This is a genomic window from Micromonospora andamanensis (assembly GCF_016863495.1).
GTDB lineage: Bacteria > Actinomycetota > Actinomycetes > Mycobacteriales > Micromonosporaceae > Micromonospora > Micromonospora andamanensis.
This window is the reverse complement of record NZ_BOOZ01000061.1, coordinates 25,305-34,908: the sequence shown is the minus strand read 5'-3', so window position 1 is coordinate 34,908 and position 9,604 is coordinate 25,305. Positions and strand designations below refer to the sequence as shown.

Below are 9,604 nucleotides of genomic sequence, written 5' to 3'. Positions count from 1 at the left end.
GCAACCCAAACAGACGCACCTCGTTCCCCACAATGTTCGATGCCCGCACGGATCTGCTGCGGATTGCTGGTCGTCGCGAGCGCCGCCCCGGGTTCTGTGGGGGATTCACGAAGCTATGCCAGGTGAGTTGGTCGAACCTTCCGCGGGGCGGGTTGCCGTGAGTTGTCGTGGTGGCGTGGGAGGGTCGGGGGCGTGTACGAGGATTGGTCGTCGACGCTGCCGTACGTCGTGGCGTGGCGCAGTGCCACGCCGCCGGGTGCTGGGCAGAAGCGCATCCTGCCGGACGGGTGTCTCGACATCATTTGGCGGGACGGCACGGTTTTCATCGCTGGGCCGGATACGACCGCCCAGGTCGAGGGTGCCTCGCCGGGCAGTCGGTACGCCGCGTTGCGGTTCGGCGCGGGCACCGGGCCCGGTGTGTTGGGTGTGCCCGCCTACGAGTTGGTCGATCGGCGCGTGCCGCTGGACGCGGTGTGGCCGGCGGCCGTCGTGCGGGCCATCGCCGAGGCCGACGATCCTGTCGCGGCGCTGACCGCCGCCGTGAGCCGACGCTGGCAAGGGGTCGACCGTGTGATGGTGGCCCTGGCCGGTGGCGCACAGGCCGGGTTGTCTGTCGGGTCGGTTGCCGTGCGGTGCGGTCTGAGTTCCCGACAGTTGCAGCGGCGCTGCAACACCGCGTTCGGTTACGGGCCGAAGACCTTGCAGCGGATCTTGCGGTTGCAGCGGGCCCTCACGTTGGCTCGGTCCGGTCGGTCGTTCGCGGCGGTAGCAATCGATGCGGGCTACGCCGACCAGGCCCACCTCGCACGCGAGGTACGGGCGATGGCCGGAGTCCCCCTGAGCGCTCTACTGCGGTGACGTGGCCCAGGCGAAAAGGTCCACGACGTTGCCGTCCGGATCGCGCACCTGTGCATAGCGCTGCCCCCATGGTGCGTCCCAGGGCGCGTTGACCGACGAATATCCGGCGGTGACCAGGTCAGCGTGGCATCGGTCCACCTCGACGGCATCGGAGCACAGAAAGGCCCAGCCGCCGGAGGGTTGTCCCGGCTGGTAACCCGGATCGAAAGACTGTAGCGAGGCGTGCGTGTCCCACATGAGACGGATACCGCCCGCGACCGTCGTCTCGACGTGTGGTTGCTGGTCGGCGTCGGCCGGGAACTCCAGGCCCAGCCGCCGATAGAAGGAAAGAGACGCTGCCATGTCGGCCACCGCAAGGCCGATCGCGTTGAAGGTGGGTGCCATGAATCCGACGATACGAGCATGCTGCCGAAGAGGTCTTGAACGATTCGGACACCGACCGACCACCTACGTTGGGCATCCGCTTCTGCGCGCGAGCAGGATGCCCGCCGGCGAGGCGAGAGATCTGAGACGGCCAGGGCTGCTACCAGGGGACGACTGTGTAGTTCTTGAGCAGGACGCCGTGTAGTGGTGTGCCGGTTTCGCCGCTGATGATGGGGTGGTAGATGCGGGCTGCGGCGTCGGTGACGTCCAGTGGCGGTTGCCAGCCTGTCGCGGCGCGGTGGGCTTTGATGGTGGTGGGGTTCTCGTCGGTGATCCAGCCGGTGTCGACGGCGCACATGTGGACGTGGTGGCGGGCGAGGTCGGTGGCGCCGACGCGGGTGAGCATGTTGAGGGCGGCTTTGCTGACGCTGGTGTGGGGGTGTCGGGTGGGGCCGGTGCTGTCTTCGGAGAACCAGCCTTCGCGGCCGGTCACGTTGATGACGTACCGGTTGCCGCGTCCGGGGGCGGTCAGGGTCGGGCGGAGCCGGTCGAGCAGGAGGAACGGTGCGACGACGTTTACCAGTTGCACCTCCAGCAGTTCGACGGGGTCGATCTGGCCGATGGTCGCGGTCCAGGAGTTCGTGGTGCCGGGGACGATCAGGGCGCCTGTGGCGTCGATGATGGAGGTCAGCTCGTGGCGGGGTGTTTCCGGGAGCGCTGCGAGGCGCAGGCTCCAGTCGGGTGGTGCGGCGCCGGTTCGGAATCCGGTCGCTGTTGCGATGGCGACTGCGGTGGGGGCGGCGTGTAGTTCTGCGGTGATGAGGGGTTGGTAGGCCCATTCCGGCCGGCGTACGGTCTGGGCGGCGTTGTTGATGAGGATGTCGAGTCGGGGAGCGTCGTCGGCCAGTCGTTGGGCGACGTCGAGGACTTGGCGGGGGTCGCGGAGGTCCGCGCCGATGATGCGTAGTGACGCCAGCCAGTCGGTGGCGTCTGGTTGGTGGGCGTAGCGGCGGGCGGCGTCGGCGGGGAATCGGGTCACGATGGTGACGGTGGCGCCGTCGCGGAGTAGTTTCAGCGCGGTCTGGAAGCCGATTTTGACCCGGCCTCCGGTGACCACGGCGCGGCGGCCGGTCAGGTCGGTGCGGGCGTGCCGGTGCTGGCGGTGCAGGTCCGCGCAGGTGGGGCAGAGGGCGTGGTAGAAGGCGTCGACGCTGCGGAACCGGTCGCGGCAGGCGTAGCAACGACGGTCCCGCCGGGTCCGTCCGACACCGTCCGGGTCGGGCAGCTCGACGGGTTCTGCTACCGGTACGCCTTCGGCACGGTTGCCGGCTGCGGTGGCGGCGTCGGCGACGACGGCCCGGTCGGCTGCTGCCGTCTTGCGCCGTCGATCCGCGCGGCGTTGGCGCTGCGCGTCCTTGAGCAGCCCGTCGGCGGCGCGTTGCACGCGTTGCCGGTCCGGGTCGTCGACGGGCAACGCGCGGATCTCGCCGAGCACCCGCAGGGCTTGCTCGACCTCGGCGCTGTTCATCGTTCCTCACCAACCGGTCGACGTGGACGGACCGGATTCGAACCGGTGTCCTCCGCCTTGAGGGGGCGGCGCGTCGACCTCTGCGCTACCGACCACGCGACGGGGGTGGGACCCGACCGGACTCGAACCGGCATCCTCCGCCATGTAATAGCGACGCGACTACCTCTGCGCTACGGGCCCCACCCACGAGGCATCGTAGCGACGCCGATCACCATGCCGCCAACCGAATTAGCCCTGCAACCGGGGAGAGGTGCAGTCGGGGCCCCACGGTGCGGGAGGTAGATCAGGTTTCGATGACGGGGGCCGATTGCCGCCGATGTCGCCGTAGGGGGCCCATCTCGGCAGGTCAGGTGTCGTGGGTCGGGCGCACCATCAGCAGATGCACGTCCAGCCCCGCTTGCTGGTCGAGCCATGTCATCGCCTGGCGAAGCGGTGCTGCGCCCCGGACGGCGGGATTGGATGTGCGTTGCTCGCGGTCCTGTGGTCCGGGGCGGCCCTGAGGTGTCGGATCGTTCGAGGGCGGTGGTGGTTACGGTCCGGGTGGGCGGCGGGGGTAGTTGTCGGTTACGGCGAGGATGTCGGCGACGGCGTCGCGCCAGTGCATCGACTGGCGTTCGGTGCCGAAGTGGAGGTGTTCGGCGCAGAACCAGTAGGCGTTTTCCGGGTGGCCGACCCAGTGTGCGGCTTCGCGTCTGGCGAATGCCGCTTTCTCCTGGTCGTTGATGGCGAAGTGCACCACGGTGAATTGGGTTGCTCTGTCGGTTGATCCGCAGACGAGGCACAGCGGTGGCTTCATGAAGGTGAGTGTCCCAGCTTCGATGCGAATCTTCGCACCAGGTTTCCGAGGGGGCGTTCTGCTGGTTACCGGGTGATGATTCGTCGGATGGTGGCGATCTGGTCGAGCCAGCCGTCGATGCGGATGATCGTGACGGTGGCGCCGGTGCGGGGGGCGTGGATGATGAGTCCGTCGCCGAGGTACATGCCGACGTGGCGCGGGCTGGTCATGCTGCCGTGGCTGCCAGGGATGAGGATGAGGTCGCCGGGCAGCAGGAGCGCCGGATCAAGAATCTGGTGGCCGGTGTGGGCTTGGTCGGTGGTGACGCGTGGGATGGTGATGCCGGCTGCCCGGTAGGCGGCCTGCATCAGCGATGAGCAGTCGCACTGCTGGGCGGGGTCGCTGGAGTGCGGGTCGGTGCAGGAGCCGCCGAAGTGGTACGGGGTGCCGATCTGGTGCATGGCCCAGCCGATGGCGGTCGTGACGGCGGGTGGCGTGTGCGCGGGTAGCGCGATCCGGTCGGGTAGGGGACCGAGTGCGTCGGTGGCGCAGTCGGTGAGGGTGCCGGCCAGGTGCTCCACCAGGTACAGCGCATCGTCGGTCCACGTGGCGTAGGCGTCCGGGAAGGCGGAGATCTGGACTGTCTGGGCGGCGCGGCTGAGCGGCATGGACTCCCATCCGGGGACGGTGAGGAGCTTGTCGTAGAACTGTTCGGCTTGGTGGGTGGGGTTCGACAGTTGCGTGGTGGTGCCCCAGCCTTGGCTGGGGCGTTGTTGGAACACGCCGATGGAGTCGTGGTCGTTGCGGTCGCCGAGGTGCGGCAGGTTCCGTAGGCCGGATTCCTGCATGGCGGTGGCGATGGCGATGACCCAGCCCCACCGGGGTACGCCTTTGGCGACGCCGACGTCGATGATGGTCGCGGCGATGTCGAGCTGTTCGGTGTCCCAGGCGCCGGGTGGGGGACCGGTGAGCCGTGGGGCGGGTATGGCGGCGGCACCGCATCCGCCGGGACCGCCACCGGTGGCGGCCGAGAGCAGGAGTACGGGCAGGCCGAGGCAGGCGACGATGGTCACGGCGACGACTCCGATGAGGAATCTGGTCATGGACGTTGCCCTCCGGTGAAGACGAAAAAAGGGGGCCGGTGCGCGCGGGTGCGCGGCCGCCGGGCTGGTCTGCCCTTGGCGGGTTACCGGTGGTCGATGAGTGGCAGCGGTTTGGCGTGGGTCTCGCGGAGCAGCCGGCGATCAGGTCGGTGGCTTCGATCCGGGGATGACCGATCGGGATCGGTGCCGCAGGGCGCCAACTCCAGTGACCGCGCTCCCCAGGTGGGCCACCCGAACCCAGCGGTGGCATGGGCGGTGGGGAACAGGCGCCGGTGACCTGCCGGGCGAGCAGGGGCATCGGCTCGCCGGACAGGTGGCCAGGTGGCAGCCGCGGTCGTTGGCGGGGAGGCAACGCTGGCCGTGGTGGGTGGGTGGGGCAGGTGCAGTCGCAGGTGCGCTCGTAGGCGCTGCGGTTCATCGCTGTCTGCCCGGATCGTGATGCGCGAAAGGGACGGTGGGCCGCCTGCGCGGGCGGCCCACCGTACGGGTAGTGGTCAGGCGGTGGAGGTGCGCAGCACGTCGGCGGCTTGGCGGAGCAGATGCCCGATGGTGCGGCTGGCGTCGTAGGAGTCGTGCCGGCTGTCAATTTCGGCGGCGTAGGCCCAGTCGAAGGTGCCGTTGGCCATGGCGGGGACGTGCCACAGGTCGCCGCCGTGGTCGAGGAAGAGGGCGCAGCCCCACCGGTCGGCCAGGAGGGTGAGGGGTTGGGTGGCGCAGGTGATGGTGCAGGCGCAGTCGGGGTCGGTGTAGGTGGTGCGCGGTTGCTGGTGGTGGACGAGGCAGCGGCAGTCGCAGAGCCTCTGCCACGGCGGGATGTAGGCCATGGGGTTCCTCCGAACGTCTACGCGCGCACGCCTCGGTCGCCGCCGGCGGTGGGCAGCTTCCGAGGTGTACGCGGTGGTGGGGTGGTCAGTGCCGTCGCTCAGGTCGGCGGCCCGGTGATGGAGGTTCGGCCGGGTCCCAGGAGAACGTTGTCCTGGACCTGGCGGGTCTCCTCGACGGTGAGCAGGTGGGCGGGCAGCCGCGGCAGGTGCTCGCGCCAGGCGCGGTAGAGGCGGTGGGTTCCGTCGATGAGCAGCGGGGCGGGTGGGTGCCCGCTGATGTCGAGTTGGGCGACGATCACCGGTGTGGTCAGGTCGGTGGTCATGGCGTAGGCCCGGTCGAGTGCGGTGCTGGTCGGCCCGATCAGGCTGACCGCCCGCTGGTGCGGGTCGTCGAGTCGGGTCAGGCCGTACGCGGTCGCCCACGTCGCGACATCGAGGGGCTGGGTGTCGCGGGGCGTGGTGGCGATCAACGCCTGTGCGGCGTCGATGGAGAACACCCAGGGCCCGAAGTGGAACCACTGCGGCTGTCGGGGGCAGGTCATGTGCTGTCCCCGACGCGGTTGTTGGTGAGGCGGGTGTAGATCGCGACGCAGCGCAGGATCAGCTCGTGTGAGGGCAGGGTCAGCAGCCGCTGTCGTTTGTCGTCACGAAGCTGGTCCCAGATGAGGACGGTGACGGAGGCGGACCACACGTCCACGATGACGCCGTCGATCTTGGCGTGCTGGCGTTCGGCGACGATGCGTCGCAGGGTGTCGATGAGCGTGGCGTCTCCTGGTGGGTGGTTGGCGTCATCGGGTCGCTGGGCCTCGGGGAGCAGGGTGTAGCAGTCCTCGCAGGTGTAGTCGATGCGCGGTGGGTCCTCGGTCTCCCACCGCTGCACGTCGGCGGCAAGAAGTCCGCACACCGACTGCCGTAGGTCGCGGGGGTGGTGGATGTGGCCGCTCATCGGCTGTCCGCCCGGTCTGATCCCCACCTGGTCGTGCTCGGCCGTGTCATGGCGCTTGCCTCCGTGATAGCGCCGGCGCAGCGGCGCCGCTGCCCCGGCTGGTGGGCGAGGTGTGGTCAGACCTTGAGCAGGTCGAAGGCGGCCACCTTCAGGTCGCCGACGTTGCCGGTGAGCACCCGGTTGGCGCGGGCGATCTCGTTCTTGGCGGGCTGGTAGTGGTCGAGGTACTCGGTGATCGCCTGGTATCCGGCCCACCTGCTGCCGGAGATGGCTTTCTGGGTGTCGGCCTCACGGATCAGGTATTTCAGCGTGCCGAGTCGCTGCTTGGCGTTGTTGCGGGTCTGCGCCGAGGCGGTGTCCTTGACCGGCCACACCTGGGCGATGACCTGCTCGAACTCGCGCATGGTCATCTCGGTGTGGAGCATCCGTTCGGCGGCCTTTTCGAAGGTTTCCATGTACTTCCACATCAGTCCCAGTGCTTCGCGGGCTTGGCTGATCTGGGAGTTGACGTTGGAGGTGTGCCGGAACGTGTAGTGCCCGGCCGAGTTCGCGAACGCGGCCCGTTGGGTGTTGGCGCACACCACCCGGATCGGGCTGGCGTCGACCCGCAGGGCGGCGGTGCCGTCGTGGGAGGTCGTGCCGATCAGATACAGGTCCAGGCGGTCGACGCCGGCGATCTCCATCGCGTCGGGGAGCTTCATCGTGACGAACACCGACTTGCCGCGCCGCAGGCTGCCGGCGGTTTCGAAGTGGGCGCCGCCGACCTGGTCGACGAGGCGGTCGAGCATTTCGGCGCACTGTTCGTTCTGGACCACGGTGTAGTCGGTGCCGACGATGCCCAGGTACTCCGTCTCACCGTTGACCGGGTTGCGGCGTACGGTCATCCGCTTGTCGTCGGCGGGGATCTGCACTTCGACGCCGTTGACGAGGTCGATGCCGACGGTGCGGATAGTGCGTACGCCCCAGTCGCCGAGTCGGGCGGCGGCCATGATCTCCTCGGCGCGCATGGTGTCTTGGGTGACGGTGCCGAGTTGGTGCCAGGCCGACAGGCGGGCGCTGGCGAAGGCGGTCGTCCCGTCGGTGAAGGTTTCGAGGTCGTGTGGCACGGGGTTCTCCTCTCGGATGCGGTTGCGGGGCCGAGCGCATGGCTCGGCCCCCGCGATGGTGGGTGTGGGTCAGGACTGGTCGGTGTTATCCGCGTCCGCCTCGGCGGCAGCGCCGTTGTCGGCCTGGGCCGGGTGGACGAAGGCCAGCGGGTTGTCGGAGACCAGGAGGATGCGGCCGGCGGCGGCGGCCTTCGTGAGGTTGTTGCGCACCGCGCCGTTGCTGACGGCCCGGTTGAGCTGCGCGGCGAGGGCGGTGGCGATGTCCTGCGGGGTCATCTGGCGGCCGGGGCTGGCGGCCAGATAGTCGAGGGTGAGCTTCTCCAACTCGCCTCGGCCGAAGGGCTGGTTGCCGTCGGCGTTGACGGTCCCGTCGCCGCTGACGCGGCCCACGGTGCGGGCGGTGCTCGCCGTGCGGGGGGTGGCGCGGGTGGGCAGGGTGACGACGTGGTTCTCACCGTCCGGGCCGACAATGTGCAGCGTGCCGTCGGGGTGGATGAGCGGCTGCACGGCCGCCGTGGCGGTTGGCGTGTTCGCTAGCCCGCGGATGACCTGAAGGCAGAGCGGGCAGCGGGGCGGTTCCGGGTTCGGGTCGACCTCGCTGGCCTTGGTCGGGCCCGGGATCCACCGTTGCGGCACGCCGGGGAGCCGGCGGGCGGCGTCGGCCTGCTCCATCGCGGTCAGCAGCCGGGTGGCGGTGACGTGTCCGATGCCGCTTTCGGCGACGATCAGGTCGAGGGTCGCGCCGTCGTCGCCGTAGTCGGCCAGGACGCCCTTGATGGCCATGACCTTGCGGTCACCGGGGCGCGTCGGCTGTACCACGGCGACCGTCCGACCCTCGTCGTCCGCGCCGCTGTCCTCGTCGTCCGGGCCCTCGTTGCTGGCGTCTCGTTCGGTCTCGTCCGCCGTGTCGTCGGGCTCCTTGTCTGCGTCCTCGTCGCCGTTGATCTCGTTGCCGGTCTGGTCGGCCGGCTCGGTGTCGTCGGTGTCGGGCTCGCCGTCCGGGTTGTCGGGGGCGGTGCCGTCGAGTTGCGCGGTCTCGTCCGGGTTGGCCGGGTGCTCGCCGCCGAGGTCGGCGGCGTCGTTCGGTGCGGCGTCGGTGGCCTGCGTCGGGGTCGCTGGGGTCCACCGGGTGGGCGTGCCTTCGGCCGGGTCGGCGTCGGTGTCCACTGCGGTGATCAGTCCGGCGTCGGCGAGGGTCTTGATGGCCTTGTCGGTGGTCGAGCGGGCCTTGCCGGCCTTGTCGGCCAGTTCGTGGACGTTGCCCTGACCGAGTTCGGTGAGTGCGTCGAGGACGGCCTGCGTGGCAGGTGTCAGGGACAGGTTTTCCATCGGTCCCTCCTTGGACGTGTGGGTGGGGATGCCCGGCACGGGTTGTGCCGGGCGGTGGTGCGGCGGGCCGCGCGGGCAGCGGGCAGCGCGGCAGGCATGTCGAGGCGGTGCGCTGCCGTGTGGGGCGCTGCGGGGATTGCGGCCCGGTGGCTCTCGGGGCTGCGTGACGCGGCCGCTAGTGGCCGGCGTCGGCGGTCTCGTCGGCCTCGGTGTTCAGGACGTAGAGGCGGTCTTCGGTCGGGTCGCGGTAGATGCCGGTGTCGGCGTGGGACAGCCGCAGCGGGTTGCCGCTGCCGGGCGGGCGGAGTGCGGTGTCGGACGTGCCGACCCGGATACGGGTGGTGTGTCCGGCGAGGTTCTGCCTGCGGCAGGAGTCGGTGTGGGGCAGGACGACCAGGACGGTGTCGCCGGGGTTGACGTCGCGTCGCCGTACCGTCTGGCCGGGATGCGTCTGCGCGTACGCGGCCCGTGCCTCGTCGTCGATGAGGGTGTCGATCCAGGTGCGGGCGTACCGGTACTCGAGGGCCAGCTCGATGATGGTCTCCACGGGACCGGCGACGGTGCTGGTGGTTCCGTGCAGGTCGTCTTCGTTGATCAGGAGGGTGCGCAGCCGGTCGACCGCGAGCAGTAGCTCGGTGCGCAGGTGCCGCAGGTTGGCGGCGGCTTCGGGTAGGTGTGCGGCGGCGGGCACGGGGTCGGTGGCGTGCTGGTCGAGGGTGCGGCCGGTCGTCGCGGTGATCCCGCCGCCGACCATGTCAAGGTGCCGCATCGG

The 9,604-nt window shown here is 69.8% G+C and carries 11 protein-coding genes and 2 tRNA genes; 1 reads left to right on the top strand and 12 read right to left on the bottom strand.

Features of this window, described 5'->3' with window-relative positions:
• Positions 1-192 precede the first annotated feature (192 nt).
• On the top strand, positions 193-858 hold the full coding sequence (locus Van01_RS29905) for a helix-turn-helix domain-containing protein (protein WP_204014703.1): 666 nt from the start codon (positions 193-195) through the stop codon (positions 856-858).
• Here the strand turns inward: Van01_RS29905 and Van01_RS29900 are convergent.
• The 12 genes from Van01_RS29900 to Van01_RS29845 form a co-directional block, all read right to left on the bottom strand.
• The gene (locus tag Van01_RS29900; protein ID WP_204014702.1) at positions 847-1,242 is read right to left on the bottom strand and encodes a VOC family protein; all 396 of its coding nucleotides are present in this window, start codon (positions 1,240-1,242) and stop codon (positions 847-849) included. The two genes, Van01_RS29905 and Van01_RS29900, sit on opposite strands and share 12 nt — an antisense overlap.
• A gap of 139 nt (positions 1,243-1,381) precedes the next feature.
• Positions 1,382-2,749 (bottom strand): SDR family NAD(P)-dependent oxidoreductase, encoded by a 1,368-nt coding sequence (locus tag Van01_RS29895; RefSeq protein WP_204014699.1) that lies wholly within the window; start codon positions 2,747-2,749, stop codon positions 1,382-1,384.
• Positions 2,750-2,770: 21 nt separating this feature from the next.
• Positions 2,771-2,845, bottom strand: a tRNA-Glu gene (locus Van01_RS29890).
• Positions 2,846-2,856: 11 nt separating this feature from the next.
• Positions 2,857-2,929 (bottom strand) — tRNA-Val (locus tag Van01_RS29885).
• Between the two features lie 349 nt (positions 2,930-3,278).
• The gene (locus tag Van01_RS29880) at positions 3,279-3,545 is read right to left on the bottom strand and encodes a hypothetical protein (RefSeq protein WP_204014696.1); all 267 of its coding nucleotides are present in this window, start codon (positions 3,543-3,545) and stop codon (positions 3,279-3,281) included.
• Between the two features lie 65 nt (positions 3,546-3,610).
• A complete protein-coding gene (locus tag Van01_RS29875) occupies positions 3,611-4,627 on the bottom strand; it encodes a C40 family peptidase (RefSeq protein ID WP_204014693.1) in 1,017 nt (338 codons plus the stop codon).
• 494 nt (positions 4,628-5,121) lie between these two features.
• The gene (locus tag Van01_RS29870) at positions 5,122-5,451 is read right to left on the bottom strand and encodes a hypothetical protein (protein WP_204014690.1); all 330 of its coding nucleotides are present in this window, start codon (positions 5,449-5,451) and stop codon (positions 5,122-5,124) included.
• A 98-nt stretch (positions 5,452-5,549) separates the two neighbouring features.
• On the bottom strand, positions 5,550-5,993 hold the full coding sequence (locus Van01_RS29865) for a hypothetical protein (RefSeq protein WP_204014687.1): 444 nt from the start codon (positions 5,991-5,993) through the stop codon (positions 5,550-5,552).
• Positions 5,990-6,397: a hypothetical protein gene (locus Van01_RS29860; protein ID WP_204014684.1), complete on the bottom strand. Its 408-nt coding sequence runs from the start codon at positions 6,395-6,397 to the stop codon at positions 5,990-5,992. Before Van01_RS29860 ends, Van01_RS29865 begins: the two co-directional genes overlap by 4 nt.
• A gap of 116 nt (positions 6,398-6,513) precedes the next feature.
• Positions 6,514-7,503: a DUF932 domain-containing protein gene (locus Van01_RS29855; protein ID WP_204014681.1), complete on the bottom strand. Its 990-nt coding sequence runs from the start codon at positions 7,501-7,503 to the stop codon at positions 6,514-6,516.
• A gap of 69 nt (positions 7,504-7,572) precedes the next feature.
• A complete protein-coding gene (locus Van01_RS29850; protein WP_204014678.1) occupies positions 7,573-8,832 on the bottom strand; it encodes a MarR family transcriptional regulator in 1,260 nt (419 codons plus the stop codon).
• Between the two features lie 175 nt (positions 8,833-9,007).
• Positions 9,008-9,601: a hypothetical protein gene (locus Van01_RS29845; RefSeq protein ID WP_204014675.1), complete on the bottom strand. Its 594-nt coding sequence runs from the start codon at positions 9,599-9,601 to the stop codon at positions 9,008-9,010.
• Positions 9,602-9,604: the final 3 nt, after the last annotated feature.